21 protein-coding genes, 1 tRNA gene and 1 pseudogene are annotated in these 26,616 nt (G+C 69.7%); 17 read left to right on the forward strand and 6 right to left on the reverse strand.

Going from position 1 to position 26,616, the window contains the following annotated elements; all coding sequences use genetic code 11:
- The first annotated feature begins 24 nt into the window (after positions 1–24).
- The 9 genes and pseudogenes from ACZ45T_RS29280 to ACZ45T_RS29320 form a co-directional block, all read left to right on the forward strand.
- Positions 25–2,325, forward strand: coding sequence for a xanthine dehydrogenase family protein molybdopterin-binding subunit (locus ACZ45T_RS29280; RefSeq protein WP_468446526.1), 2,301 nt, complete (start codon positions 25–27; stop codon positions 2,323–2,325).
- A 186-nt stretch (positions 2,326–2,511) separates the two neighbouring features.
- Positions 2,512–3,021 carry a hypothetical protein gene (locus ACZ45T_RS29285; RefSeq protein WP_468446478.1) on the forward strand — a complete coding sequence of 170 codons (510 nt, stop codon included), beginning with the start codon at positions 2,512–2,514 and terminating at the stop codon, positions 3,019–3,021.
- Entirely contained in the window at positions 3,018–4,484 is a 1,467-nt protein-coding gene (locus tag ACZ45T_RS29290; RefSeq protein WP_468446480.1) for a WXG100 family type VII secretion target, read from the forward strand. The genes ACZ45T_RS29285 and ACZ45T_RS29290 overlap by 4 nt, the downstream gene beginning before the upstream one ends.
- Positions 4,485–4,505: 21 nt before the next feature.
- Positions 4,506–5,681 (forward strand): type VII secretion-associated serine protease mycosin, encoded by a 1,176-nt coding sequence (mycP, locus tag ACZ45T_RS29295; RefSeq protein ID WP_468446482.1) that lies wholly within the window; start codon positions 4,506–4,508, stop codon positions 5,679–5,681.
- A gap of 72 nt (positions 5,682–5,753) precedes the next feature.
- Positions 5,754–6,179 carry a hypothetical protein gene (locus ACZ45T_RS29300; protein WP_468446484.1) on the forward strand — a complete coding sequence of 142 codons (426 nt, stop codon included), beginning with the start codon at positions 5,754–5,756 and terminating at the stop codon, positions 6,177–6,179.
- A gap of 11 nt (positions 6,180–6,190) precedes the next feature.
- Complete coding sequence (locus ACZ45T_RS29305) at positions 6,191–8,476, forward strand: hypothetical protein (protein WP_468446486.1); 2,286 nt, start codon at positions 6,191–6,193, stop codon at positions 8,474–8,476.
- On the forward strand, positions 8,477–9,043 hold the full coding sequence (locus tag ACZ45T_RS29310) for a hypothetical protein (RefSeq protein ID WP_468446488.1): 567 nt from the start codon (positions 8,477–8,479) through the stop codon (positions 9,041–9,043). It abuts the gene before it with no gap.
- A gap of 515 nt (positions 9,044–9,558) precedes the next feature.
- On the forward strand, positions 9,559–10,719 hold the full coding sequence (locus tag ACZ45T_RS29315) for a hypothetical protein (RefSeq protein WP_468446490.1): 1,161 nt from the start codon (positions 9,559–9,561) through the stop codon (positions 10,717–10,719).
- A 169-nt stretch (positions 10,720–10,888) separates the two neighbouring features.
- A pseudogene (locus ACZ45T_RS29320) lies at positions 10,889–11,728 on the forward strand (tyrosine-type recombinase/integrase); the annotation flags it as partial.
- 94 nt (positions 11,729–11,822) lie between these two features.
- Here the strand turns inward: ACZ45T_RS29320 and ACZ45T_RS29325 are convergent.
- Both ACZ45T_RS29325 and ACZ45T_RS29330 read right to left on the reverse strand, forming a co-directional pair.
- Positions 11,823–12,392: a neutral zinc metallopeptidase gene (locus ACZ45T_RS29325; protein ID WP_468446492.1), complete on the reverse strand. Its 570-nt coding sequence runs from the start codon at positions 12,390–12,392 to the stop codon at positions 11,823–11,825.
- Positions 12,393–12,989: 597 nt separating this feature from the next.
- Positions 12,990–13,061 (reverse strand) — tRNA-Cys (locus ACZ45T_RS29330).
- A gap of 182 nt (positions 13,062–13,243) precedes the next feature.
- Between ACZ45T_RS29330 and ACZ45T_RS29335 the strand changes: the two genes are divergently transcribed.
- The 4 genes from ACZ45T_RS29335 (at position 13,244) to ACZ45T_RS29350 (ending at position 17,409) form a co-directional block, all read left to right on the forward strand.
- A complete protein-coding gene (locus ACZ45T_RS29335) occupies positions 13,244–14,704 on the forward strand; it encodes an MFS transporter (protein ID WP_468446494.1) in 1,461 nt (486 codons plus the stop codon).
- A 170-nt stretch (positions 14,705–14,874) separates the two neighbouring features.
- Complete coding sequence (locus ACZ45T_RS29340) at positions 14,875–15,075, forward strand: hypothetical protein (RefSeq protein WP_468446496.1); 201 nt, start codon at positions 14,875–14,877, stop codon at positions 15,073–15,075.
- A 20-nt stretch (positions 15,076–15,095) separates the two neighbouring features.
- Complete coding sequence (locus tag ACZ45T_RS29345; protein WP_468446498.1) at positions 15,096–15,488, forward strand: type II toxin-antitoxin system death-on-curing family toxin; 393 nt, start codon at positions 15,096–15,098, stop codon at positions 15,486–15,488.
- 136 nt (positions 15,489–15,624) lie between these two features.
- On the forward strand, positions 15,625–17,409 hold the full coding sequence (locus tag ACZ45T_RS29350; RefSeq protein WP_468446500.1) for a DEAD/DEAH box helicase: 1,785 nt from the start codon (positions 15,625–15,627) through the stop codon (positions 17,407–17,409).
- An 87-nt stretch (positions 17,410–17,496) separates the two neighbouring features.
- Here ACZ45T_RS29350 and ACZ45T_RS29355 read toward each other — a convergent pair whose 3' ends face one another.
- Entirely contained in the window at positions 17,497–18,879 is a 1,383-nt protein-coding gene (locus ACZ45T_RS29355) for a hypothetical protein (protein WP_468446502.1), read from the reverse strand.
- Between the two features lie 374 nt (positions 18,880–19,253).
- Between ACZ45T_RS29355 and ACZ45T_RS29360 the strand changes: the two genes are divergently transcribed.
- A complete protein-coding gene (locus tag ACZ45T_RS29360) occupies positions 19,254–19,895 on the forward strand; it encodes an IclR family transcriptional regulator (protein WP_007264382.1) in 642 nt (213 codons plus the stop codon).
- Positions 19,896–20,287: 392 nt separating this feature from the next.
- Complete coding sequence (locus tag ACZ45T_RS29365) at positions 20,288–21,016, forward strand: S16 family serine protease (RefSeq protein ID WP_468446528.1); 729 nt, start codon at positions 20,288–20,290, stop codon at positions 21,014–21,016.
- A 6-nt stretch (positions 21,017–21,022) separates the two neighbouring features.
- On the opposite strand, the gene ACZ45T_RS29370 is transcribed toward ACZ45T_RS29365, so the two are convergent.
- Complete coding sequence (locus tag ACZ45T_RS29370; RefSeq protein WP_360904693.1) at positions 21,023–21,502, reverse strand: Lrp/AsnC family transcriptional regulator; 480 nt, start codon at positions 21,500–21,502, stop codon at positions 21,023–21,025.
- Positions 21,503–21,643: 141 nt separating this feature from the next.
- Between ACZ45T_RS29370 and hppD the strand changes: the two genes are divergently transcribed.
- Entirely contained in the window at positions 21,644–22,786 is a 1,143-nt protein-coding gene (hppD, locus tag ACZ45T_RS29375; RefSeq protein WP_468446504.1) for a 4-hydroxyphenylpyruvate dioxygenase, read from the forward strand.
- Between the two features lie 284 nt (positions 22,787–23,070).
- Here the strand turns inward: hppD and ACZ45T_RS29380 are convergent, their stop codons facing one another.
- Entirely contained in the window at positions 23,071–24,573 is a 1,503-nt protein-coding gene (locus ACZ45T_RS29380) for a tetratricopeptide repeat protein (RefSeq protein ID WP_468446506.1), read from the reverse strand.
- Between the two features lie 96 nt (positions 24,574–24,669).
- Between ACZ45T_RS29380 and ACZ45T_RS29385 the strand changes: the two genes are divergently transcribed.
- Positions 24,670–26,052 carry an FAD-binding oxidoreductase gene (locus tag ACZ45T_RS29385; RefSeq protein WP_468446508.1) on the forward strand — a complete coding sequence of 461 codons (1,383 nt, stop codon included), beginning with the start codon at positions 24,670–24,672 and terminating at the stop codon, positions 26,050–26,052.
- Between the two features lie 77 nt (positions 26,053–26,129).
- Here the strand turns inward: ACZ45T_RS29385 and ACZ45T_RS29390 are convergent, their stop codons facing one another.
- Entirely contained in the window at positions 26,130–26,609 is a 480-nt protein-coding gene (locus tag ACZ45T_RS29390; protein WP_468446510.1) for an SsgA family sporulation/cell division regulator, read from the reverse strand.
- Between the last annotated feature and the right edge of the window lie 7 nt (positions 26,610–26,616).

A 26,616-nucleotide genomic window follows, 5' to 3' on the forward strand; every position in this document is an offset into this window, starting at 1 on the left:
GCGACGACAACGGTCGGCACGACGGTGACGGCACTGGCCGCACCGGCCGAGGCCTCGGAGCAGGAGCACCGGGTACCGCGCGGAATCGGCGCTTCCGTCCCGGCCGCCGACACCCGCGCCAAGACCGAGGGCACCTTCCCCTACGCCGCCGACCTGTGGGCCGAGGGCCTGCTGTGGGCCGCCGTGCTGCGCTCCCCGCACGCCCACGCCCGGATCCTCTCCATCGACACCACCGCCGCCGCCGAGATGCCGGGCGTGCGCGCCGTCGTCACCCACGCCGACGTCCCCGGCGCCACCACGCACGGCCGCCGGATCGCCGACCGGCCGGTGTTCGCGCACGACGTCGTACGCCACCACGGCGAGCCCATCGCGGCTGTCGCCGCCGACCACCCGGACACGGCGCGGCTCGCCGCGGCCGCGATCGCCGTCGAGTACGAACTCCTCGACCCGGTCACCGACCCGGAGCAGTCCTTCGGCGCCGCCCCGCTGCACCCCGACGGCAACCTGATCCGGCACATCCCGCTCCGCTACGGCGACCCGGAGGCCACCGGCGAGGTGGTCGTCGAGGGCCTGTACCGGATCGGCCGCCAGGACCCCGCCCCCATCGGCGCCGAGGCCGGGCTGGCCGTACCGCGCCCCGACGGCGGCGTGGAGCTGTACACCGCGTCCACTGACCCGCACGTCGACCGCGACCTGGCCGCCGCCTGCTTCGGCCTGGAACCGGACCGCGTGCGCGTGGTCGTCACCGGCGTGCCGGGCGCGACGGCCGACCGCGAGGACGCGGCGTTCCAACTCCCCCTCGGCCTCCTGGCCCTGCGGACGGGCTGCCCGGTCAAGCTGGCCGCCACCCGCGAGGAGTCCTTCCTCGGCCACACCCACCGCCACCCGACCCTGCTGCGCTACCGCCACCACGCGGACGCGGACGGCCGGCTGGTCAAGGTCGAGGCACAGATCCTGATGGACGCCGGCGCGTACGCCGACGCCTCCTCGGAATCCCTGGCGGCGGCGGTGGCCTTCGCCTGCGGCCCGTACGTGGTCCCGCACGCCTTCGTCGAGGGCTGGGCGGTACGCACCAACAACCCGCCGTCGGGCCACGTCCGCGGCGAGGGCGCGATGCAGGTGTGCGCCGCGTACGAGGGCCAGATGGACAAGCTCGCGGCCGCCCTCGGCATCGACGGCGCGGAACTGCGCATGCGCAACGTCCTGGCGACGGGAGACCTGCTCCCCACCGGCCAGACGGTGACCTGCCCGGCCCCCGTGGCCGAACTGCTGCGCGCGGTCCGCGACTTCGAGCTCCCCGCCCTCCCGAAGGACACCCCGGAGGACGAGTGGCTGCTCCCGGGCGGCCCGGAGGGCGCGGGCGAGCCGGGCGCGGTACGGCGCGGGGTCGGCTACGGGGTCGGCATGGTGCACATGCTGGGCGCGGAGGGAACCGACGAGGTCTCCACGGCCACCGTGAAGGTGGTCAACGGCGTGGCCACGGTCATCTGCGCGGCCGTCGACACCGGCCAGGGCTTCGCGACGCTGGCCCGCCAGATCGTCCAGGAGGTCCTGGGCGTCGACGAGGTGGCGGTGGCCCCCGTGGACACCGACCAGCCGCCGGCGGGCCCGTCGGCGCACGGCCGGCACACGTGGGTGTCGGGCGGAGCGGTGGAGCGCGCGGCGAAGATGGTCCGCACCCAACTCCTCCAGCCCATGGCCCACAAGCTGGGCATGTCGACGGAGCTGCTCCAGATCGCGGACGGCCGGATCACGTCGTACGACGGCGCGTTCTCGATGCCCGTCACGGAGGCCATGGCGGGCAAGGAGCTCTGGGCGACGGCCCAGTGCCGCCCCCACCCGACGGAACCCCTGGACGCGGACGGCCAGGGCGACGCGTTCGTGGGCCTCGCCTTCTGCGCGATCCGCGCGGTGGTGGACGTGGACATCGAGCTGGGCTCGGTACGGGTCGTGGAACTCGCGGTCGCCCAGGACGTGGGCCGCATCCTGAACCCCCGTCAGCTGGAGGCCCGCATCGAAGCGGGCGTCACCCAGGGCATGGGCGCGGCCCTGACGGAGAACCTCCGCACGGTCTCCGGCCTGGTCCGCCACCCGGACCTGACGGGCTACGCCCTGCCGACGTCGCTGGACGCCCCGACCGTCCGCATCGTCAAACTGGTCGAGGAGCGCGACGTGGTGGCGCCCTTCGGCGCGAAGGCGGCGAGCGCGATCCCTGTGGTGACGACGCCCGCGGCGGTAGCCTCGGCGGTACGGGCGGCCACGGGCCGACCGGTCAACAGGCTCCCGATCAGGCCCTCGGCGGCGGTGGCTGTACCCAACTCGTGACCGTGTGACCCGCATTGCACGTGCAACCCTGGACTTGGGACTGTCGGCGCCGGTCGCTAGAGTGATCGGTGAGAGTACGCACGTGCGCGTGCGAACTCGTGGGAACGGGTGCGAACGGGTGCGAACGGGGACGGTAGCGGTGCTTGCGCCGCTACTACGGGGAGACGGGGAGTCGGGGAGGCCATCGTGGCAGAGGACAACGGGCTGGGTCTGTTCGGGATCGGCATCGCAGCGGCGGGTGTGGCGAGCGGGATCGCCGCGGCGCTGCGGGTCCAGTACGACGACCTGAAGGACTATCAAATCCTGGTGGACGACCTCCTGAAGAAGCTTCAGGAGTCTCCGGCGCACCACGGGAAGCTGGCGGACGAAACCCTGCCGGCGGCCGCGCTGGGTCACGGATTCGCCCAGGCCGACAAGTTCTACAAGGCGTACAACACCGTCCACACGGAGCTGCAGAAGCTCTCGAAGGGACTGGGGATGCAGATCGAGGCCCTGGGCATCGCCATCCAGTCCGCGGGGGGCGGCTACAGCGAGGTGGACGAGGAGACCAAGCGGCGCATGGTCGCCATCTCCAAGCAGGCCCACGCCGATTACGTCCCGAAGCGTGACCCGTACGCGGACAAGATGGGCAGCAGGCCGCAGGACACGCCGAACAGTCCGCAGCCGAACGGCAAGAAGGGCGTCGATTTCGGATGAGCGAGTTTGAGGGCTACACGCACGCGCAGCTGTACGCAATGATCGCTGCGATCGACCCTGACAAGGCCAGTAACTGCGGAACGCAGCTCACCAATGCCGCCACGACGATCGAGGAGATCGGGAACAAGCTCAAGGACCACAAGGTCAAGGGCTGGGAGGGCGAGGCGGCCGAGGCCTTCCAGAACTGGGTCAACCAGGCGGGCAGTGCCACGCTGGTGCTGGCCGAGTACAGCGCCGCGGGCGGCAAGGCCATGACGGAAACGGCTCAGGTCATGCGTGAGGTGAAGCCGACCGACGACGGCAAGGGCGCTATGCCCAAGTACAACGCGTCTGCCGAGGCGACCCTCAAGGAGAACCTCGCGACGTCCCGCGAGTACCACAACGACCCGGATGCGGTGAAGCTCGGCCAGGAGGCCTGGTCGAAGCTGAGCGGGGACCACGCGCGGGCCGTGGACGCGATGACCAAGCTGGCCGGCAGGTACGACCTTTCGTCCCAGCAGATGGAGCAGGCGCCGATCCCGACGTTCCCGCCGCCGCCGAAGGTGCTCGTGCCGGAGGGGGTCGCAGGCGATACCGATATGGCCCGCTCGGGGGGTAGTTCCGGATCGGGGAGCTACACAGGAGGCTCCTCCTACGGATCGTCGGCGGCACCGAGTGGCAGCGGCTCTGCGAACGAGCCGGGGTGGGTGCCAGGGCACCAGCCGAAGCCTGACAACACGGTCCCGTCGGTGTCCGTGCCGGGAATCCCGGACCGTAACGTGGACGTGGACCTCGACTCCGTCGGCACGCTCCCGGACCGGACCGTGCCGCCGGTGACGACCACGCCCGGTGGGCCGCTGCCCACCGGCCCGGGCCCCGTCGGTCCCACCCCCGGCCCCTTCGTCCCGCCCATGGGTCTCCCGCCGGTCGGCGGCGTGAAGGGGCTCGGCACGGGCCCCAGCCTCGGCCCGTACCCGACCCTGACGGGTCCCGGCGGTCAGGGTGGCAGGGTCGGCGGCATGCCGCCGGGCATGCCCCCGCGTGACACCGGCATCACGGGCGGTCGTCCTGTGACGTCCAACGGCCCCAGCTCGGGTATCCCGCGCGGCACGGTCATCGGCGAAGGCGCTCAGGCCGGCCGCGGCATGGGCCGCGGCCCGATGGGTGGCGGCATGGGTGGCGGGATGGGCGGCGGCGCTCACGGCGGTGGCGCGGGCGGAGCGGCGGCAGGACGTCGACTGGCCTCGGAGCCGGGAGGCATTGTCGGAGGGCGTCAGTCTGCGGCCGGTCGCCCGATCACCGGTGGCCAGCCGTTCACCCAGGGCGGTTCGGGACTGGTGCGCAACGGCGCTGTTGGCGCGGGTGCGCACACTCCGGGTCGGCGCCGGGACGAAGAGGGTGGCGGCGAACGCCCCGATTACCTGACCGAGGACGAAGAGACCTGGCAGAGCAACCGTCGTGTTGCTCCGCCGGTGATCGACTGAGCAGAACGGACGTTGCACGGGATGCGCATGCGTAAGGCGACCTCGGCCCTGGTGGGTCTGCTGCTGGCTGGGGTCGCCGCGACCCCGGCCCACGCGGACTCCATTCGATCGCAGCAATGGCATCTCGACGCCATGAAGGCGGACGACATCTGGAAGATCAGCACGGGTAAGGGCGTCACCGTGGCGGTGATCGACTCCGGCGTCAACCGCATTCCGGAACTCGAAGGGCAAGTTCTTCCCGGTAAGGACTTCGAACCGGACAATGTCGAGGGCGACGAGCGGACCGACGTCAGTAGCCACGGCACCACCATGGCCGCAGTAATCGCGGGCAGCGGAAAGCACCCAAGTGGTGATGGAGCCTTTGGGCTTGCGCCCGGTGCCAAGATTCTCCCGATCCGTGTGCCTCATGAGACGAGTCGGGCAACCCCGTCGTGGGTCGCTGCCATTCGTTATGCGGCAGACTCGGACGCCAAGATCATCAACATCTCCCTGGCCTTGGACGGCACGCTCAAGGATGACGAGGCGCGCAGCGAAGCGGTGAAGTACGCCCTCTCCAAGGGGAAGCTGATCTTCGCTGGCACCGGAAATGACGGCGGGAACAAACTTCTCTACCCGGCTGCGACTCCTGGAGTTGTTGGCGTCGGAGCGGTGGACGCCAATGGTGAGCCGACCAAGGAGTCGCAGTACGGTCCTCAGGTGGAGATGGCCGCACCCGGCATCGACATCGTTACGGCTTGTGCCGGCAAGACGGGGCTGTGCAAGTCCTCTGGTACCAGTGACGCGACCGCCCTCGCCTCCGCCTCGGCCGCCCTGCTCTGGTCCGCCCACCCCGACTGGACCAACAACCAGGTCCTCCGGGTCCTGCTGAACAACGCCGGCAAGCCCGTCGACGGCTCGCAGCGCAACGACTACGTCGGCTACGGCTTGGTCCGCCCCCGCGTTGCGCTGCAAACGCCCGGCGACCCCGGTCCGGCGGACGTCTACCCGCTGCCCGACCTGGCGGCGGCCCAGACAGGGGGCAAGTCCCCCTCGGCCTCCCCCGACGGCAAGGCCCCCGACTCGGCGGCGTCTAAGCCGGCTGCCCAGGCGGAGGAGAAGAAGAGCGGCAGTTCCCTCCCCTGGATCGCCCTCGGGCTGGGAGCCTGCGTGCTGATCGGCGGAGCCGTGACCGTGGTCGTGGTGCGCCGCAACCGCTGACCGACCTGATTTGACCCGCATGACCTGACTGACCTGCATGACCTGACCGGACCTGACTCGGGAGTTCACGCGATGTCGTTCGACGAAGAATGGTCGGCGGCTCGCGCCACGGCCACCGCCAATGTCTCCATGCGGCTCAACCAGGTACCCGCCGATCCAGGCGGGGGCGGCGGTGGCGGCGATCTCGAACTCAATCAGGACCACATCGGTGCCATCGGCTCCGAGGCGTACAAGCTCCACACCCGCCTGCAGACCGACGGCAAGCACGCCGCCACCGCCACCGCCGAAGCCGCCGGGGCCCTCACCAAGGAGGGCTTCGCGAGCGGGGCGGCGCTGCTCAAGGTCAACACGCTCTGGGAGAGCCAGGTGAAGACCCTCGTGGCCGCCTGCGCCAACATCTCCAACGGTCTGAACTACTCCCTCAGCTCCCACGCCAAGGACGAGCAGCAGCTCCACGCGGACTTCGCCGCGTCCGCGATCGACAAGTACCTCAAGTAGGGGCCGGCGGCATGCTGACGTACGAGAACGTGATGAACGCGCCCCTGGACAAGCTCCAGACGGCGGTCACCGACTGGATCGCGATGGCCGGCAAGCTGGACGAGATGGCCGAGGCCGCTCGCAACGGCATGAAGGCCAAGTCCGACAAGGCCGAGTGGAGCGGGGTCACCGCGGGCGTGGCACGGGGGTTCGTCGACAAGACGGCCAAGGAGTTCGAGGACGCGGCCAAGGCGGCCAAGGGCATGCACCTGCTCCTCGCCGACGCGCACGCGACGTTCAAGGCCGCGCGGGACGAGCTGAAGAAGCTCGCCGCGGATGCCCCGGCGGCCGGTTTCCAGGTCGACGCCACCGGCAGGGTGTCCGCCATCCCCCTGCCCACCGAGGCGGACCGGAACGCGGCCCGGCACGACCCCGACTACCAGCAGACCCTGAACGCGAACCGCAACGCCTGGCAGTCCCGTATCAACCGAGCCGTCGAGGACGCCCAGGACGCCGACGACTCCCTGGTCCGCGCCCTCCAGGCGAACGTCACGGACGAACACGACTCCAGCGGCGCGAAGTTCACCACCCTCGACGCCGAGCAGGCGGCACGCGCCGCCGACCTGATGAAGAAGGTCACCGGCGAGGGCGGCACCGCGCGCAACCCCGAGGCGCTGCGCGAGCTGGAGGAACTGCTCGACGACAACCGCGCGGACCCCGAGTTTTCGACGGGCTTCTACCGGACGATCGGTGCCGAGGGCACCCTGGAGATGTACTCCAAGATGTCCCTGGACGCGACGAGCCTGGGCCCGGCGGGCAAGGACCGGGCGCTGATGGTCGCGAACATCCAGAGCGACATGGGCGCGATGCTCGGCCTCGCGACGCACAAGGACGTACCGAACCACCTCGACGCGGCCTGGACGACCCAGCTGATGAAGGCTGGCCGCAAGGAGATGGACGTCTTCGGCGGCGTCCGGAAGATCTACGGCTACCAGGCCCTCGGCGCGCTGATGCGCGAGGGGTCGTACGACACGGAGTTCCTGACCTCGGTCGGCCGCGACATGATCGCGATGGACCGCAAGGACCCGAAGGCCTGGGAGTTCCACACCCCGTACGGCATGGAGTCGGTCCTCAACCAGGGCAAGGAAGGCGGCCGGGGCTTCTATCCGCTGACCGGGCTCATGGAGGCCCTCGCCAACAACCCGGACGCGGCGACGTCCCTCTTCAACGAGCCGGTCCGTGAGGACACCAACAAGGACGGCATCGTCACGAAGGACGACAAGCCGGTCAAGGGCCAGCACGGCCAGCCCCAGGGCATGGTCGACTACATGCTCGACAAGAAGCCGTACATGGACAGCTTCGACGTCCCCAGGGCCGGCGCCCTGCACCCGGCCCAGCAGGCGCTCGGCGACGCGCTGATGGCGGCGGTCTCGCATCGCGGCCCCGGAGACGAGGACTCCCCGCCGGTCGCGCACACCAAGGAGATGGCGTCCGTCATGGAACGGATCGTCGAGAAGATCGGCGACAAGCCGGAACTGGTCGACGCGGAGCCGGGGGACCCGGAGGGTCCGTTGAACGGGCTGTCCGGGCACTTCGGCCAGATGGCGGCGGAGTACATGCCGGACATCCAGGCCTCGGCGGAGAACAATAGCGGCCTGATCAAGGCCAATGGGGTGATGGCCGACTTCGACAAGTCCCACATGGCGGGCTTCCTGGGAGCGGTCGGGCAGGACCCGGACGCGTACGGAGCGATCACCAACTCCCAGCGTGCGTTCACGACGACGCTCATCAACGACGTCATCGCCCACCGCAGCGAATACGACGATCTGGACGCGGCGATCCACTCTGCCGTGCACCCGGGCGGTCAGATCGCGGGCATTCTCTCCGAGGCCCGGACAGAAGGCGTGTACGCCGAGAACGGTCACAAGCAGGAGGAGTACGTCAAGGGCGTCGAGGACAACGCCAAGTGGATCAACCGCGTCATCAGCGCAGCCGGCGGCAAGTACTTGGAGATGGTCCCGTTGGCCGGGGACGTCGTGGAGTGGCTCCAGGAGGACATCACCGAGAGCGTGGTCGAAGGCGCGAAGAAGGACATCGTGAAGAAGACCGCCGACAGCGAGCAGGCTGCGGCGAGCGCTTACGTCGATGCGCAGCAGGCGGTGGGGGCATCGGCTGCGGCCTCCGTACGCAAGGCGGCGGAGGGTTCAGGGATGACCGACCGGACTATCGGTGCACTGGCAGGAATCGCGGGTACTGAGACGACCAACGGGTACAGCGCGGGCCGGGACCTGGTCGCTTCGTCGAAGGGGAGCTCCTGAATGCCCGGCGCCACCCGTGCCCGTACCCGTACCCGCACCCTGCTCGTACTCGCAGCCGCTCCTGCCGTTGCGGCCCTGCTGCTGTCGGGCTGCGCCGAGGAGAAGAAGCCGTCGGCCGCTTCGAAGCTGCCGCAGACCACGTGCTTCGGGGCCTTCACGCCCTCTGATCTGGCGCCCTTGCTGGGCAACGGAGACGAAGTCACCGTTGACTCTCCCGCCGACCTCAAGCTGACCGCGCAACGGTCCGGCGCGACCTGCAACGTGTACGTCGACGGCAAGAGCGGCGTGCTCGCCTGGGCGAAGCGGCAACCCGTTGGGCAAGGGTTCCACTGGCCACTGGAGAAGGTGAACCCCGAGCCGATCCCCTCGATGGAGAACGGCAAGCTGTGGGACACGGGGGCCGCCGCCGGTATCTCCTGTAAGGGGGCCGCGGACTCCTTCGAGCTGGAGTTGTGGCTGAGCGGATCCGTCGACGGCAAGAAGGCCAGTGAGTCGCGCCGGGTGCTCGCCGAACTCATGAAGAAGTACGTGGACTACGCCAAGCAGCAGACCCAGTGCGGCGTGTGAGGCGGCCGGAAAAGGCGAAGGCCGCCCAGGGGAGGCGCCTGCCCCTGAGCGGCCCGCCGCGAAGCCGTGACCGGAATCGAACCGCGTAACTCGCTTTGCAGGTTTGTCCACGTCGGGCAGCGCATGATCCGGACGCGTTCAAGGACGTTCACCCCCGTACGCGGCCAGCGATTTCCACACCGCATGAACGGTCTTGGACGGCCGCGTACAGGGGTGAACGAGACGGAAACTGAGATGGGTGGGCAGCCCGGCAGTGCTGGCCGAAAGGCCGCAGGCACTTCGGATCGCCGGTCGCACGGGAGTTGACCATCCTTCGGCAGGCTAATGTCAGCCTGCACGTGCAGAGCAGGTCCCACCGGCGCAGAGCGAACGTTCAGGTTGCCGCTGCTGAGCAGTAGTTGAATGGTGTGTCAATTCGAAGCTTACAAGCGTTCTCGACATGCAGTGAGTGCCTCCTCCCAATAGCGTAGAAGTTGGTACGTTGTCCACACTCTCGGCATGTAGAGGTGATCGGCATGGCGTCCTCTCAAGTGCGAGAAACCAAGCGTGCGGCATGGACAGAGTCGGCCCATGCGCTAGCTAGAGAGCTCCAGCAGATCGACGTAGAAGACGCCTTCGCAAAGGTTGAGGTTGATTCCATAGAAGCAGTAATCGACCTGTACGCGGAGAATTCGCGAACGCTCGGCGAATTGCTTTCTGAAGATCTATCCGAAACCGCAGTCAATGACAGTGGTGCGAGTGAGTTGCTCCCCGGTCTCTATGACCCGATGGGTGCACTTCTCAGCGTTTGCGCCGCAGACCTTGCCTTCGCTGAAACCTTGGCCCTGATGGACCAAGAGGCAGACCGGAGGTCCCTGCGTAGCTGGGCTGAATCGGAGCAGTCGGTGCCGCACCTTACGCCCGCGCTACTGGAAGTCCGGGTATGGGAGGCCGATCAGGCTGTGGCTGGCCGATACTACGCGGGAGCGAGCACGCCTGTTCCAAACCTCCTGGAACCAGCCTTCGTAGGAGCCGCAATATCGAAGATCGTTACCGAGTCGGGTCGCACGATATCTTCCGTGTTCACGAAGGTTGCACTGCTGCCAGCGGTGGGTATTACGGCTAGTTCCATCGCCGATATCCTCCCTGCGGGTTTTGGGGATGCCATTGAATCGGCGGTGGCAACTCTTAGCCTCATCCGCAAAAAAATAGGTAAACTTGTCGGGTTGGCGCTGGATAAGCTCACGGCTTGGCTCGGAGGGGCAGGTCCAGATTCCATCGTTGCAAAGGGTAAGGCGTGGCTGGAAGGGCGCTGGGAGGATCTCCGGGACGTAGAAATCGCCGCTGCTGTACTCAAATGGGCATTGCGAACTGAAGACGTCGGCGCAAAGGGGCGGGATCTCCTGGCCAGTGCCACGCCGGCGGAGATTGCTACAGCCGAGGCCAGCTTGACCGAACTTCAGCATAGGCACGCCAAACGTCTCGGATATGCCAGAAATGCAATTACAGCTCTCGGGGTCCTCAATGTCCTCAGCTTCCTGCCGGATCCGAGCAAGATCATAGTGCTGGCGGGTGCCGGGATGGTCGTATTTGGAACAGCGTGGATGTGTGCGGATGCAGTTGACTCGCCGTCCCTGGGAAGGCTGCCTCAGCGGACTGACGGGGTGCTCAGGCGGATTGAGCAAGCGGTCACCTGAGAGCCAGCTCATACCCGTACTCTGCCTCGGTGCAACTGCTCGCTCTCTTCGACCTCGACAACACTCTGATCGACCGGCAAGGCGCCGTGGAGGCGTGGATCCGCAGCTTCTGCGCGGCTCGCACCTTGCCCTCCAACGCTGAACGCCTACCGACCGTCGCAGGGTCCACGACGGCAGCAAGCCCGGGACCGCCCACCAGGTGCACCGCACCTTCCGCACTGCCCTCAACGAGGCCGTACGGCGCGGCCATCTCGGCAAGAACCCGGTTCAGTTGGCGAAGGCTCCGAAGGCGGGGGACTGCGAGGTGGAGCCTTACACCGTGAAAGAGGTACAGCGCCTGCTGGAAGCCTCTGGCCGGCAGCGTAACTCCGCGCGCTGGGCCGTCACCCTCGCCCTCGGGCTGCGTCAGGGGGAAGTGCTGGGCCTGAAGTGGGAGGACGTAGACCTTGAGGGTGGGTTCCTTGTGGTCCGCCGTAGTCGCCACCGCCCGCAGTACGCGCACGGGTGCACCGACCCCTGTGGCCGTAAGGCCGGGTACTGCCCGCAGAGGCGGCGCAGCAACCCGGAGACTTCTTCTACTACCAAGTCCCGTGCCGGCCGCCGCGCGGTCGGTCTCCCGGAACAGCTTCTTGACCAGCTGCGAGCGCACTGGGAGGCCCAAGACGCGGAGCGGCAGGCAGCGGGGCAGCGCTGGGTAGAAGGCGGTTGTGTGTTCCCCGACGAATACGGCCACAGCCCTTCCCACCGGAGGGACTGGGCCGACTGGAAAGGCCTACTGGCAGAGGCGAACGTCCGGGACGGGCGTCTGCACGACGCGCGCCACACGGCCGCCACAGTTCTACTGATCCTTGGTGTGTCCGAGCGGGCCGTCATGGGCCTCATGGGATGGTCGACAACTGCTATGGCCGCCCGGTCTCAGCACATGGTCGACGCGGTTCGGGCCGATGTGGCGAGGCAGGTGGACGGCCTGATCTGGGACACCGCAAGTCGGAAGCATGCGGCTGACTGATCTCGGACAGAGCCGAATCATCAGACAGACCGCCACTTCCGCAGGAGTGGCGGTCTGAGAGAGGTCACGACGATTGGAGCGGAGATCGTTTCACTTACGGCGAAAAGAAAGACTGCGGCAAGCACGCTGTGATTCCTCCCCGCCACCCCGTATTGAAGTAGCTAATTCGCTCGTTTACGTCACCGTGGTCCGTGGCCTTGTTCCAAGGGAAGCGGTCTGCGGTGCTCTTGATCGCCCGGCCCAACTCATCAGAGTCCCCTTCTTCGAAGCGGATCGTTCCGTCTTGCGCGGCACCATGGAGCTCTGCTCCAGCGATGCAGTCAGCCTGCAACTCGAGGGCTACGAGTCGCAGGGTTACATCCAAACGCTGTTGCACTGCATGCCCCCACTCGTGCGCAATGATGAAGTACACATAAACATCCCCGGCGGCGTAGCCATTCTCCATGAGGCGGGTGTCCCAGGCGAGAAAGTCGGTCCCGTCCCGGCAATAGAAGGCATTGTTAACAAGAGGTGGGTTCCCTCCGCACTGTGGCTCAACCGCCGAAGCGCCGTCGTATTCTCCGTAGACGGTGGGTGAACTATAAGTGCCGGTAAAGAATTCATACCAGTGCTTCTTCCAGTACGCGTCAACCCCATTTACTGCTGCATCGATGTCTTGTTCCATTGTGTCGTCCGACGTGGCAGGAGAGCTAGGACCGTCGGACGGTCCCCCGCCATCTTCGCAGCCGCCGCTAGCCAACAGCAGCGCGGTAGCGAGTGCCATCCACATGCGTATCCAACATGCTCTGGCCATTGTTTCCTCCGAAGCATGAAGTGTGCCGGTCCTCAAATGTCCAGCGCGTACGTCGGAAGCGCTGCCGCAATGGACTACCCAACTAGTCAACGCCAACAAGGCTCAACTCGCACTCTGGACACACTTGAAAGGCGGTCTTGGGCAGCATTGCGTGAGACCCTCAGGGCTGTAGTTGCGGCCCTGAGGGTCGCAGCCGCAGCGGCTGGAGTGGCCCTCTTCCATCTGTCGGCCGTGGTTGCCGGACCTCTGTTGGCTGTGACCGCGACTATCGTTCTGGGGACCGTCTATCGAAGGCGGCGGAGGGAGTCGAGACTGAGCACTTCTGCTGTGAGGCAGGTAGAAAGCGAAGCTGCGGCAAGCTCTGCGCGTGACGCGGTATCAACTGAGACGGGAACTGAGACGACTGCACGAAGGGGCGGCACCCCCGTAAGGGTGCCGCCCTCTTGTCTTGCCTGGTCAAGGCATCAGAAGCCGTGACCGGAATCGAACCGGCGTAACTCGCTTTGCAGGCGAGTCCCTCAACCACTCGGGCACACGGCTGTGTGGTGGTGATGGGTACGACCGTACGAGGGGCTGCGGGGCGGGGGAAGGGTTTCCCGGGCGCCGCAATGCGACTGCCATGCCGCGTTCACACAGGGCCGGAGGCCTAGGTCTCGGGGACCAGGGTGGGATCCGTCGAAATGACAGGGTCGAGACGCGGCTACGCACCTTACGCTGGGGCGATGAGTGCCCTTGAACCCCGTGTGCCCCAGATAGCCGCGCCGGTCCCGCCCCTGCCACGGGGCGGGATCCTCGGGCCCGCGTACCGGACGCTCAGCATCGGGATCATCTCCGTCATTTTCCTGATTGCTTTTGAGGCGACTGCCGTGGGGACGGCCATGCCCGTCGCCGCGCGGGAGTTGGAGGGGATCGGGCTCTACGCCTTCGCCTTCTCCGCCTACTTCACGACCAGCCTCTTCGGCATGGTCCTGTCCGGGCAGTGGGCCGACCGGCAGGGGCCGCTGCGGCCGCTGACCGTCGGCATCGCCTCGTTCGCCTCGGGGCTCGTGGTGTCCGGGACCGCCGGGGCCATGTGGGTGTTCGTGATCGGCCGGGCCGTGCAGGGCTTCGGCGGTGGGCTGGTCATCGTCGCGCTGTACGTGGTGGTCAGCCGGGCCTACGAGGAGCGGCTGCGGCCCGCGATCATGGCGGCTTTCGCCGCCAGCTGGGTGGTGCCGTCCATCGTCGGGCCGCTGGCCTCCGGGACCGTCACCGAGCACCTCGGGTGGCGGTGGGTGTTCCTCGGGATACCGGCCCTCGTGGTGGTGCCGCTGGTGGTGGCCCTGCCGGCGATTCGGCGGACCGCGTCCGGGCCGGTGGATCCGGACGCCCCGCCCGTGGCCTTCGACCGGCGGCGGATCCGGCTGGCCTTCGGGATCTCGCTGGGGGCGGGGCTGTTGCAGTACGCCGCCCAGGACTTGAGGTGGTGGTCGCTGGTACCGGGGGCCGCCGGTGTGGCGCTGCTCGTCCCTGCCGTGCTGGGGCTGCTGCCGCGCGGCACGTACCTGGCGCGGCGCGGGCTGCCGTCCGTGGTGCTGCTGCGCGGGGTGGCCGCGGGGTCGTTCATCGCGGCGGAGAGCTTCGTACCGCTGATGCTGGTGACTCAGAGGGGGCTGAGCCCCACCCTGGCCGGGTTCTCGCTCGCGCTGGGCGGGGTGACGTGGGCGGGCGGCTCGTGGGTGCAGTCGAAGGGGCGGATGGCCCCGTACCGGGAGCGGCTGATGGTGGGCGGGATGGTGATGGTGGCCGTCGCCATCGCGGCCGCGCCGGCCGTGCTGATCGAGTCGGTGCCGGTGTGGACGCTGGCGCTGGCCTGGGCGGTCGGCTGCCTGGGCATGGGCCTGGTCATCGGCTCCACGAGCGTGCTGCTGCTGAAGCTGTCGGCGCCGGAGGAGGCGGGAGCCAATTCGGCGGCGCTGCAGATCTCGGACGCGCTGGCCAATGTCGTGCTGCTGGCCGGTGGGGGCGCCGCGTTCGCCGCGCTGGGCGGGGGAGCGGTGGGGGCCGGCCATGCCGTTGCCGCCGAGGGGGCGGGGGCCTCGCATCCCGCCGCCTTCGTGGTGGTGTTCCTCCCGATGGCCGCCGTGGCGCTGGTGGGGGCCTGGGTCGCGACCCGGCTGCACGCTCCCGAAGCGGGGGCATGAGCGAGCGTCGCGGCACGGGTGCGGCGCCGTTGCCGGGGCTCCGCCCCGGACCCCGCGCCTCAAACGCCGGCGGGGCTGGAATTGGCCCGGTGGGGCTGCCGGCCGGGGCTCCGCCCCGGGCCCCGGAAAAGGGTGGGGAGCGGTGGGTTCGGAGTGGCTAGGCTCCGAATATGGACAAGCTGATCATCGGGCTCTCCGACGCCGAGCGCGCGGAACTCGCCGACCTTGCCGACGCCACCGGGCAGCCGCCCGAGGAGCTCGCGCTGGGCGCCGTACGGGCGCATCTGCGGGCCGAGCGGGGGCGGGTCGGGGATGTCGCCGCGCGGATTGCCGGGCAGCATGCCGGGCTGTTGAAGCGGCTCGGCGAATGACCCGGGGAATGACCCGGCGAATGACCCGGCACCTCACGCTCGCCGAGGTGCTCGACCTGGCCCGGCACGCCTGCCTGGCCCAGGACCAGCCCGTCGAGCTGCGGGCCCTCGGGCTGCTGGAGTCGGCCGTGCACCGGCCGCGGGCGAGGATGTTCGGAACGCCCGCGTACGAGGATCCGTACGAGCAGGCCGCCGCGCTGCTCCACGGCATCGCGACCAACCACCCGCTGGTCGACGGCAACAAGCGCACCGCCTGGCTCGCCGCCGCCACCTTCCTCGCCGTGAACGGCGTCGATCTCGGCGACGCCGACCAGGATCTCGCGTACGCGCTGGTCATCGACGTGGCGTCGGGAGGCGAGGCGGACACCGCGCGGATCGCCCGCCGGCTGCGCGCGCTGCACGAAGCGATGTGACGCTCACCGCACCTCCCGAGGTCACGGGCCTGTCCCTCCGCGAGGGGCGGGCCCGTCCCGGTAAGGTGGCCCGGTTGTCCTACGTACGACTGCATGCCACCCGTACCAGATACGCCGAGAGCACGAACCGGAGACCGTGACTACTACCGCCTCCCACCACCTCTCACCCGCCTTCCCCGGCCGTGCTCCCTGGGGCACCGCCAGCGCGCTGCGTGCCTGGCAGCAGGGGGCGCTGGACCGCTACATCCAGACCCAGCCGCGGGACTTCCTCGCGGTCGCGACGCCCGGCGCGGGTAAGACCACCTTCGCGCTGACCCTCGCCTCCTGGCTGCTGCACCACCACGTCGTGCAGCAGGTGACCGTGGTCGCGCCGACCGAGCACCTGAAGAAGCAGTGGGCGGAGGCGGCCGCGCGGATAGGCATCCGGCTCGATCCCGAATACTCCGCCGGGCCGCTCAGCAAGGACTACCACGGGGTCGCCGTCACCTACGCCGGTGTCGGCGTACGGCCGATGCTGCACCGCAACCGCTGCGAGCAGCGCAAGACCCTGGTGATCCTCGACGAGATCCACCACGCCGGCGACTCGAAGTCCTGGGGCGAGGCCTGCCTGGAGGCCTTCGACCCGGCGACCCGGCGCCTGGCCCTGACCGGTACGCCCTTCCGGTCGGACACCAATCCCATTCCCTTCGTGACCTACGAAGAGGGGAACGACGGGATCCGGCGCTCGTCCGCCGACTACACCTACGGCTACGGGAACGCGCTCGGCGACGGCGTCGTCCGGCCCGTCATCTTCCTCTCCTACAGCGGCAACATGCGCTGGCGGACGAAGGCGGGCGACGAGATCGCCGCGCGGCTCGGCGAGCCGATGACCAAGGACGCCATCTCGCAGGCCTGGCGCACGGCGCTGGACCCGCGCGGCGACTGGATGCCGAACGTGCTGCGCGCCGCCGACCAGCGGCTGACCGAGGTCAGGAAGGGCATCCCGGACGCGGGCGGCCTCGTCATCGCCTCCGACCAGGACTCGGCGCGCGCCTACGCCAAGCTGCTGCGGGAGATCACCGGCAGCAAGGCGACCGTGGTGCTCTCCGACGACACCGGCGCGTCGAAGCGGATCGACGAGTTCAGCGCGGACGGCAGCCGCTGGATGGTCGCGGTCCGGATGGTGTCCGAGGGCGTCGACGTACCGCGCCTCGCGGTGGGCGTGTACGCCACGACGATCTCGACCCCGCTGTTCTTCGCGCAGGCCGTCGGACGCTTCGTGCGCTCGCGCAGGCGCGGTGAGACGGCCTCCGTCTTCCTGCCGACCATTCCTTATCTTCTGGGCTTCGCCAGCGAGATGGAGGTCGAACGCGACCACGTCCTCGACAAGCCGAAGAAGCAGGGCGAGGAGGATCCGTACGCCGAGTCCGAGAAGGAGATGGACGAGGCGAACAAGCAGGAGGACGAGGACACCGGCGAGGACGAGCAGATGTCCTTCGAGGCGCTGGAGTCCGACGCGGTCTTCGACCGGGTGCTGTACGACGGCGCCGAGTTCGGCATGCAGGCGCACCCGGGCAGCGAGGAGGAGCAGGACTACCTCGGCATCCCCGGGCTGCTGGAGCCGGACCAGGTGCAGATGCTGCTCCAGAAGCGGCAGTCGCGGCAGATCGCGCACAGCCGGCGCAAGCCGGACGCGGAGGCGGACCTGCTGGAGCTGCCGGCCGACCGGCGGCCGGTGGTCTCGCACAAGGAGCTGCTGGAGCTGCGGAAGTCGCTGAACACGATGGTGGGCGCGTACGTCCACCAGAGCGGCAAGCCGCACGGGGTGATCCACACCGAGCTGCGCCGGGTCTGCGGCGGGCCGCCGAGCGCGGAGGCGACGGCGGGGCAGCTGCGCGAGCGCATCAAGAAGGTGCAGGAGTGGGCCACGCGGATGCGGTGAGTCCACACAGAACGACAGAACGACAGAACGAGGGACGGGGTCCGTGCGGAGAATCGCACGGGCCCCGTCCTTGTTCTTGCTACGGACCTACGCGGTGGGGCGGCGGCGCTTGCCGGTACCGGCGACGAGCGCCGCACCCATGGCGAGCGCGATCCCGGCGCCGCCTAGGGCCCAGCTGGTGGCCGCGTCGGTGCCCGTCTCGGCGAGCTGGCCACTGGTCGTGGGGGCCGTGCCGTTGGCGTTGCCGTTCCCGTTCCCGTCGACGATCGGCGTGGTGCTGCCGCCGCCGTCGGGCGTGGGCTGGTTGCCGCCGCCGGCCGGGTTGAGCGAGTTGTAGGCGAAGGCGACCTTGGAGCTGATGTTCTCGGCGCCGTAGTCGTCCGCGTTGACGAGGACGAAGATCCTGCCGACGGGCGCGTTCTTGGTGAACTTGGCCCGCAGTTTGATGTCGGACGTCGCGTCCTTGCCGACGGCGCGGTCGACGATCGTCCCGGCGATCCGGTCGTTGGGGTCCTTCGGGGCGGGGACCCAGTTGCTGCCGTCCCAGACCTCCATGACGAGGTGCTCGGCCTTGAGGGTGTCGTCGTTGTTGAAGAAGAAGACGGCGAAGCCGTACTTGTCGATCTTCTCCTTGCCGGAGTTGTCGACTCCGACGGAGAACTCCTGCCAGGCGCCTCCGGCGGTGAACCCGCCCGCGGGAAGACCGTTCAGAGCCACGGCCGGGCCCTCACGCTCCTCCTTCTCCGGACCGGTGACCTTGGACTCGTACCGGACACGGTCCGCGGTGCCGCCCTCGGCGGTCGTGGACAGGGAGAAGCGGGAGGGCGGAGTGTCCTTGGCGAACTTCATCCGAAGCTTGAGGTCGAAGACCTCGTTCTTTTCGACATCGACGTCCGCGAGCCCGAAGGAGTACACCTCCTCGGATCCGTCCGCCTGCACCTTGTGCCAGCCCCAGGTGCCCTTGGAGTCGGGCGCGTAGATCTCCGTCTGGATGTCGTCCGCCTCCCACGCGAAGGTGTCGAGCGTCCAGAGGACCAGTTCGAGCGAGTAGTCGTCGACGGCCTCGCGGCCCGAGTTGTCCACGTGCAGGGAGAACTCGCTCCAGTCGGCGCCCGACTTGAACCCGGCGGGGAGGCCGTTCAGCGTCATCTTCGGGCCCTGGGCGGCGACCTTCTCGTCCGTCTTGCCGGCCGTCCCGGAGGGCTCGGCCGGCTTCGCGGCCTCGACGGGGGTCTGCGTCTCGGGGGCCGGGGTCGGGGCCGGGGCGGGGGCCGGGGTCTGCTGACCGGACTCCGGCTTCGGCGCCTCGGGGGTCTCTCCGGTCGCCGGCGCCGTGTCGTCCTTGGGGGCCGCGTCCGGGGTGGTGACCGCCGGGTTGCGGACCTCGTCGGCCATCGCGGGCGTGGCCATCAGGACCGTCGGACCGACCACCGCGGCCGCGGCCACGATGGCGATGCGCTTGAGCTTCATGCGTGCTGCTTCCCCTCCGTTGGCCCCAGGTGCGCGTGGGCGCATCCCCCCCGGGCCGAAATGACCATCGTTTTGAACATGATCAGAGTAATGAGGCGGTAAAGAGCTCCTGTGTGAATTGAGGTCACGAAATGACACCGGGTGCGGTCAGGAACCGGCATAAACAGGTAGTAGGCGCCCGGATTCTGGACGAGCTCTTCCGCTGAGCGGACCTGCTCGCTACTGTCCCCGCATCGAACGCACCGTGGCAGCGCCGCCGCGGGAGCGCAGCCGGTGCCATGGCCGCTACCGGCGGCCTCTCCGTGCGCCGCCGCGGGACCGGCGGCGTGCCACCCCGAGAGTCACCGCCGCTCACCGAAAGAGGGAGAGGCGTCGTGACCGCGGAAACCTCCCAGACTCTCGACAGAGGACTCAGAGTCCTCAAACTGCTCGCCGACACCGACCACGGTCTGACCGTCACCGAGCTCTCCAACCGCCTCGGTGTGAACCGCACCGTGGTCTACCGGCTCCTCGCCACCCTCGAACAGCACGCCCTGGTCCGCCGTGACCTCGGCGGCCGGGCCCGCGTCGGTCTAGGCGTGCTGCGGCTGGGCCGACAGGTGCACCCGCTCGTCCGCGAGGCGGCCCTGCCCGCGCTGCGGTCCCTCGCCGAGGACATAGGCGCCACCGCGCACCTGACCCTCGTCGACGGCACCGAGGCGCTCGCCGTCGCCGTCGTGGAGCCGACCTGGACGGACTACCACGTGGCCTACCGGGCCGGCTTCCGCCACCCGCTGGACCGCGGAGCCGCCGGGCGGGCCATCCTGGCCGCGCGTCAGGGCTCGCTCATCGAGCCCGGGTACACGCTGACGCACGGCGAGCTCGAAGCGGGCGCCAGTGGGGCTGCGGCACCGCTGGTGGGCATCACCGGCCTGGAGGGCAGCGTCGGCGTGGTGATGCTGGCCGACGCCGTGCCGGAGCGGGTGGGGCCGAGGGTGGTGGACGCGGCGCGGGAGGTGGCCGACGCGCTTCGCTAGGCCGCGGGCTTGGCGGGGTCCGTGCGGGTGTCCGTGCCGGTGTTTGTGCCGGTCGCGGTGCGGTGCCGGGTGCGGCGCCGTTGCCGGGGGCGCTGCCCCGGGCCCCCGCGCCTCAAACGCCGGCGGGGCTGGAAGAGCGGGGCTCTGCCCCGGGCCCCCGCGCCTCAAACGCCGGCGGGGCTGGAAGAGCGGGGCTCTGCCCCGGACCCCCGCGCCTCAAACGCCGGCGGGGCTGGATGGGGCCGGGCGGGCTGGATGGGGTCGGCGGGGCTGGATGGGGCTGCCGACGTCGGCCGGAGCGGGTGGGTGGATAGATTGGGCGGGTGATCTCTCGTCTCGTGCGTCTGTCGCGTCCCGTTGCCCTGGGTGTCTGTGCCGTGCCCGTGGTGGGGTTGTTCGCCGCCGCGGCCTTTGCGCCGCTGCCCTTCGTCGTCGCCATTCCCGGGCTCACGGCCGACGTGCTGGGGTCCGACAAGGGCAAGCCCGTCATCACCGTCGCCGGGGCCCCGGTCCGGGAGACCAAGGGCGAATTGCGCATGACCACCATCCGGGCCACCGGTCCGTCCTCGACCATGCGGCTGCACGAGCTCGTCGGCTACTGGTTCAAGACCGATCAGGCGGTCATGCCCAAGGAGGCCGTCTACTCCTCGGGCGGTAGCGACGAGGAGATCGAGAAGCACAATCTGGAGGAAATGGCCAAGTCGCAGTCGGCCGCCGCCGATGCCGCCCTCGGCTACCTCCACAAGGACCCCAAGGACGTCAAGGTCGAGCTCAACCTCGCCGACGTCGGCGGCCCCAGCGCCGGGCTCCTCTTCTCCCTCGGCATCGTCGACAAGCTCGACGGCGACGGCAGCGGCGGCGACCTCACCGGCGGGCGCACCATCGCCGGTACGGGCACCATCACCGCCGACGGCAAGGTCGGCGCTGTCGGCGGGGTGGCCCTGAAGACCCAGGCAGCGCGGCGGGACGGGGCGAGCGTGTTCCTCGTACCGGAGGCCGAGTGCTCGGACGCCCGGTCGGAGCTGCCCGAGGGGCTGCGGCTGGTCCCCGTCACCTCGCTCACGGACGCGGTGGACGCACTGCGCGCGCTGAACCGCGGCGAGGCCGCCCCGTCCTGCTGACCGGGCTCAGCGGCGGTCGTCGTCCTCGGCCGCCTGCTCGACCAGGGGGATGATCCGCAGCGGTACGGGGTTCTCCATCACGATCGCCGTCGAGGCCCGCACGATCCCCTCGAAGCCGACCACGCGGTCGATCACCCGCTGGAGGTCGGCGTTGGACCGGGCCACGAGGCGGCACAGCATGTCCCCGTGCCCCGTGGTGGTGTGCAGCTCCAGCACCTCCGGCACGCCGTCCAAGTGGGCCCGTACGTCGGCCCCTTGGCCCTGCTTGATCTCCAGCGTGGCGAAGGCGGTCACCGGATAGCCGAGGGCCGTCGGGTCGACCTGCGGGCCGAAGCCGCGGATGACCCCGTTCGACTGGAGCCGGTCGAGACGGGCCTGCACGGTCCCGCGGGCCACGCCGAGGCGGCGCGAGGCCTCCAGGACGCCGATCCGCGGCTCGCGGGCGAGCAGGACGATGAGCCGGCCGTCGAGTTCGTCGATGCCCATGGACGCCTCCCGCCGCCCACCCGTACGCGAGGGTGGTCATAGTGCACAGATGTTTCAACCATCCTGCGGCCATACTGGGCACTTTGTATAGCCAAATAAGAAACTATTGCGCAGCTTGTGGATCGGCGGGACTCTGCGCTCATGACTGAGACCCTCGACACCACCCCGCACACCGCGCGTGAGGCCGACCCCTTCCCGGTGAAGGGCATGGACGCGGTCGTCTTCGCCGTGGGCAACGCCAAGCAGGCCGCGCACTACTACTCCGCCTTCGGCATGAAGCTCGTGGCCTACTCCGGACCGGAGAACGGCAGCCGCGAGACCGCCAGCTACGTCCTGACCAACGGCGCCGCCCGCTTCGTCCTCACCTCGGTCATCAAGCCGACCACGGACCACGGCCGCTTCCTCGCCGAGCACGTCGCCGAGCACGGCGACGGCGTGATTGACCTCGCCATCGAGGTCCCGGACGTCCGCGCGGCGTACGCGTACGCCGTCGAGCAGGGCGCGCGCGGGCTGGACGAGCCGTACGAGGTCAAGGACGAGCACGGCACCGTCGTACTGGCCGCCATCGCGACCTACGGCCAGACGCGCCACACCCTCGTCGAGCGCGGCGACTACACCGGCCCCTACCTGCCGGGCTTCGCGGCCGTCGAGCCGATGGTCGCGCCCCCGGCCAAGCGGACCTTCCAGGCGATCGACCACTGCGTCGGCAACGTCGAGCTCGGCCGCATGAACGAGTGGGTCGCCTTCTACAACAAGGTCATGGGCTTCACGAACATGAAGGAGTTCGTGGGCGACGACATCGCGACCGAGTACTCGGCGCTGATGTCCAAGGTGGTCGCGGACGGCACCAAGAAGGTCAAGTTCCCGATCAACGAGCCGGCGATCGCGAAGAAGAAGTCGCAGATCGACGAGTACCTGGAGTTCTACAACGGGCCCGGCGTCCAGCACATCGCGCTCGCCTCGAACGACATCGTCTCGACCGTGCGCACCATGCGCGCGGCGGGCGTCGAGTTCCTCAGCGTCCCGGACACGTACTACGACACGCTCGGCGAGTGGGTCGGCGACACCCGCGTGCCGATCGACGAGCTGCGCGAGCTGAAGATCCTGGCCGACCGCGACGAGGACGGCTACCTGCTGCAGATCTTCACCAAGCCGGTGCAGGACCGCCCGACCGTCTTCTTCGAGATCATCGAGCGGCACGGGTCGATGGGCTTCGGCAAGGGCAACTTCAAGGCGCTGTTCGAAGCCATTGAGCGGGAGCAGGAGAAGCGCGGCAACCTGTAGGTTGCTGGCTGGCTGTGCCCGGGCCCCCTGGCTGCCGCCGGGGGGTTCGGCCGTGCCGGCGCCTGTGCCGGTGCCCGGTGCGGCGCCGTTGCCGGGGGCGCTGCCCCCGGACCCCCGCGCCTCAAACGCCGGCGGGGCTGAAAGAGCGCCTCAAACGCCGGCGGGGCTGGATGGTGCCCGGCGGGGCTGAAGTGTGCCTGGCCGGGCCGGATGGTGCCCGGCGGGCTGAAGTGTGCCGGCGAGGCTGAAAGTCGCGGCCCCGCGAGGGGAGGGCCGCGGCTCGGTCAGTTGGTGGACGAGGATGAGGACGGGGACGGGGACGGCTTCGGTTTGGCGTTCGGCTTCGGGAGGTCCGGTTCGACCCACGGAGTGGTCGGGCGGAGGTTTTCCGGGCCGCCCGGTGGCGGCTGGCCGATCGACGCCAGGGCCTCCTTCGCCAGCGGCCCCAGCAGCGGCGAGAAGTACGGGTTCGTCCGCATGGCCTCCTGGAGGTGGCGACGGGTCGCCGCCTCGTCGCCCAGGCCGCGCTCGATCATCGCCCGGTGGTACGAGAACTCGGCGCTGCGCAGGCCCTGTTCCGTGGCCTTCTTCGCGTACTCCAGCGCCGCCGTGTCCTCGCCCGCCTTGTGCAGCGCCCATCCCAGCGCGTCCGCGACCTGCACGCTCTTGTGCCGCGACCACTCCTCCGACAGCCGCCGCACCGCCGCCTGCGGATCGCCGTGGTCGGCCTCGTACAGGCCCAGGACCACGTCCTCGTCGACGCCGTTCGTGCCGTCCCGGGCCGTGAGCGCGCCCAGCATGTCGTACTGCTCGCGCGCCTCCTGATTCCGCCCCAGCGACTCCAGCAGCTCGGCCAGCTCCCTCGCCAGCTGCGGCACCGGGGCCCGCCCCAGCGCCAGCCGGTAGTCCCGGACGGCCTCCCCGCCGCGCCCCAGCGCGGCCAGCGCGCGCGCACGGCCGCCGAGTGCCTGCGCGTGCGCCGGATCCGTGCGCAGCGCGCCCTCGTACTGCCGCAGGGCCTCCTGGGCGTCTCCGCGCTCCCACGACAGCTCCCCGAGGCGGAACAGCGCGTAGGCCTTCTCCGGCGGGGTCTTCGCCGCGCCCGCCGCCTGCTCCATCGCCACCACCGCGTCCTCGCGCCAGCCGCGGTCGTGGTAGACCTGCGAGGCCCTGACGTACGCCGCCAGGCCCGGCCGCAGCTCCAGCAGCAGCTCCATCGCCTTCTGGGCGCCCTTGTAGTCGCCGAGCCCGGTGTAGGCGTCCACGAGCACCGGGTACGCCGTCCACCGCCGCGGCGCCTGCGCCCGTACCAGCTCGCCCCACTTCTTCGCGGTCGTGAAGTCCCGCCGGGCGTTGGCCAGTGCGCCCATGCCCGTCATCGCGTCGAAGTTGCCCTTCTCGGCCGGGCGGACCTCCAGCGAGCGCTTCAGCGCCTTCTCCGCCTTCGGGAACCAGCCCGAGTCGGCCGTGCGCCGCGCCTGTTCCAGGTAGGCGGCGCCGAGGACCGCCCAGGAGGCGTCGTCGTCCGCGTGCTTGGCGAGCCACTTCTCCCGGTCCGCCACCAGCGCCGTCAGGTCCACCGCCGCCGCGGGCGCGCCCATGCCGACCGCGGACGCGGCCCGTTCGCTCGGCCCCGGCGGGCGGGCGTCGTCGCCGGTGCGGGCCGGCCGGATCAGCAGGGCCCCGGCGATCAGGACCACGGCGACCGCGGCGGCCACGAGCGTCTTGCGGCCGGTGAAGGTCACGGGCGGCGCCGGCGTCTGCGATTCCTCGTCGATACGGTCCATGGGGTCACTGTGCGTCAATATGAAGAGCTCGCCGAGGTGTCCGAAGAGGGGCGCGGGCGTGTTCACACCGATGGCCCCGAGTGCCACGCTGGTCCCATGGATGACGATCTCTTCGCACGTCTGCGAGCGACCCTTCTCGAAGAGCTTCCGCCCGAGGCCGTGGTCACCGACCCCGAGGTGACCACCTCCTACGCCACCGACATGGCCAGCTTCTGCGCCGCGGGCACTCCCGGCGCCGTCGTCCTGCCCCGGACCGTCGAACAGGTCCAGCACGTCATGCGCACCGCCACCGCCCTACGGATCCCCGTCGTCCCGCAGGGCGCCCGTACGGGCCTGTCGGGCGCCGCCAACGCCTCCGACGGCTGCATCGTGCTGTCCCTGGTGAAGATGGACCGGATCCTGGAGATCAACAGCGTCGACCGGATCGCCGTCGTCGAACCGGGCGTGGTCAACGCCGTGCTCTCGCGGGCCGTCGCCGAACAGGGCCTGTACTACCCGCCGGACCCCTCCAGCTGGGAGCAGTGCACCATCGGCGGCAACATCGGGACCGCGTCCGGGGGCCTGTGCTGCGTGAAGTACGGCGTCACCGCCGAGTACGTGCTCGGCCTCGACGTGGTCCTGGCCGACGGGCGGCTGCTGCGCACCGGCCGGCGCACCGCCAAGGGCGTCGCCGGATACGACCTCACCCGGCTGTTCGTGGGCTCCGAGGGCAGCCTCGGCGTGGTGGTCCAGGCCGTCCTCGCCCTGCGGCCCGCGCCGCCCCGGCAGCTGGCGCTGGCCGCCGAGTTCCCCTCGGTCGCGGCCGCCTGCCGGGCCGTCTGCTCCGTCATGGAGGCCGGACTGACCCCCTCGCTGCTGGAGCTGATGGACCGTACGACCGTCCGGGCCGTCAACGCGCTGGGCAAGATGGGCCTGCCGGAGGCCACCGAGGCGCTGCTGCTCGCCGCCTTCGACACCCCGCACGCCCCCGAGGACCTCGCGGCCGTGGGGGAGCTGTGCACGGCCGCCGGAGCCACCGCCGTCGTGCCCGCCGAGGACGAGGCGGAGTCGGAACTCCTGCTCCAGGCCCGCCGGATGTCCTTCCCCGCGCTGGAGGCGCTGAGGCCCGCGACGATGATCGACGACGTCTGCGTACCGCGTTCGCGGCTCGCCGAGATGCTGGACGGGACGGCCGCCATCGCCCGCGCGCACGACCTGCTCATCGGGGTCTGCGCGCACGCGGGCGACGGCAACACCCACCCGATCGTCTGCTTCGATCCCGCGGACGAGGACGAGACGCGGCGGGCCCGCGAGTCCTTCGGCGAGATCATGGCGCTGGGGCTGTCGCTCGGCGGGACCATCACCGGCGAGCACGGGGTCGGCGTGCTGAAGAAGGAGTGGCTGGCCCGCGAACTGGGCCCGGTGGGACTGGAGATGCAGCGCGCCGTCAAGCACGCCTTCGACCCGCTGGGACTGCTCAACCCGGGCAAGCTCTTCTGACCGTACGCCGTCCTGCCCGTCCTGCCCGCCCTGCCCGTTCTGCTCGCCCTTCCCGTGCGCGTTCTGCCCGTCCTGCGTCACAGGTCCCCGTCCGCGGACTCGTCCGACGGCCACGGGTCGCGCAGCCACAGGTCGTCGGCCGGGGTCGGGGTGAGCAGCTCGGCCAGCGCCGCGTCGAGGCCGAGCCGCTCGGCCTCGGTGCCGGGCGGCACGACGCGCAGGGTGCGCTCCAGCCAGGCGGAGACGGAGGCGGCGGGGGCCTCCAGGAGGGCGTCGCCGTCGGGGGAGCTGAGCGCCATGCAGAGCACGGCCTTGTTGTCGACCTTCGTGGGCCAGATCCGCACGTCGCCGTGGCCGCACGGGCGGAACACCCCCTCGACGAGCAGCTCGCGGGCGAAGGTCCAGTTGACGGGGGTGTTGGAGCCGGTGTGGAAGGTGATGTGGACCGCGTACGGGTCGTCCGTGAGGTAGAGGAGCCGCGCGGGGACGGGGATGCTGCGCTCGGGGGACAGGACCAGCTTGAGTTCCAGCTCGCGCTCGATGACGGGGTGGAGCATGACGGCC

The sequence above is a fragment of the Streptomyces sp. NPDC030995 genome, from assembly GCF_055571215.1.

Coding starts and splice junctions, on each gene's coding strand:
- ACZ45T_RS29300 (WP_468446484.1), top strand. CDS start 5,754: ATGTCGTTCGACGAAGAATGGTCGGCGGCTCGCGCCACGGCCACCGCC.
- ACZ45T_RS29355 (WP_468446502.1), bottom strand. CDS start 18,879: ATGAAGCTCAAGCGCATCGCCATCGTGGCCGCGGCCGCGGTGGTCGGT.
- ACZ45T_RS29290 (WP_468446480.1), top strand. CDS start 3,018: ATGAGCGAGTTTGAGGGCTACACGCACGCGCAGCTGTACGCAATGATC.
- mycP (WP_468446482.1), top strand. CDS start 4,506: ATGCGCATGCGTAAGGCGACCTCGGCCCTGGTGGGTCTGCTGCTGGCT.
- ACZ45T_RS29310 (WP_468446488.1), top strand. CDS start 8,477: ATGCCCGGCGCCACCCGTGCCCGTACCCGTACCCGCACCCTGCTCGTA.
- ACZ45T_RS29385 (WP_468446508.1), top strand. CDS start 24,670: ATGGATGACGATCTCTTCGCACGTCTGCGAGCGACCCTTCTCGAAGAG.
- hppD (WP_468446504.1), top strand. CDS start 21,644: ATGACTGAGACCCTCGACACCACCCCGCACACCGCGCGTGAGGCCGAC.
- ACZ45T_RS29390 (WP_468446510.1), bottom strand. CDS start 26,609: ATGCTCCACCCCGTCATCGAGCGCGAGCTGGAACTCAAGCTGGTCCTG.
- ACZ45T_RS29370 (WP_360904693.1), bottom strand. CDS start 21,502: ATGGGCATCGACGAACTCGACGGCCGGCTCATCGTCCTGCTCGCCCGC.
- ACZ45T_RS29345 (WP_468446498.1), top strand. CDS start 15,096: ATGACCCGGCACCTCACGCTCGCCGAGGTGCTCGACCTGGCCCGGCAC.
- ACZ45T_RS29380 (WP_468446506.1), bottom strand. CDS start 24,573: ATGGACCGTATCGACGAGGAATCGCAGACGCCGGCGCCGCCCGTGACC.
- ACZ45T_RS29305 (WP_468446486.1), top strand. CDS start 6,191: ATGCTGACGTACGAGAACGTGATGAACGCGCCCCTGGACAAGCTCCAG.
- ACZ45T_RS29315 (WP_468446490.1), top strand. CDS start 9,559: ATGGCGTCCTCTCAAGTGCGAGAAACCAAGCGTGCGGCATGGACAGAG.
- ACZ45T_RS29340 (WP_468446496.1), top strand. CDS start 14,875: ATGGACAAGCTGATCATCGGGCTCTCCGACGCCGAGCGCGCGGAACTC.
- ACZ45T_RS29335 (WP_468446494.1), top strand. CDS start 13,244: ATGAGTGCCCTTGAACCCCGTGTGCCCCAGATAGCCGCGCCGGTCCCG.
- ACZ45T_RS29325 (WP_468446492.1), bottom strand. CDS start 12,392: ATGGAACAAGACATCGATGCAGCAGTAAATGGGGTTGACGCGTACTGG.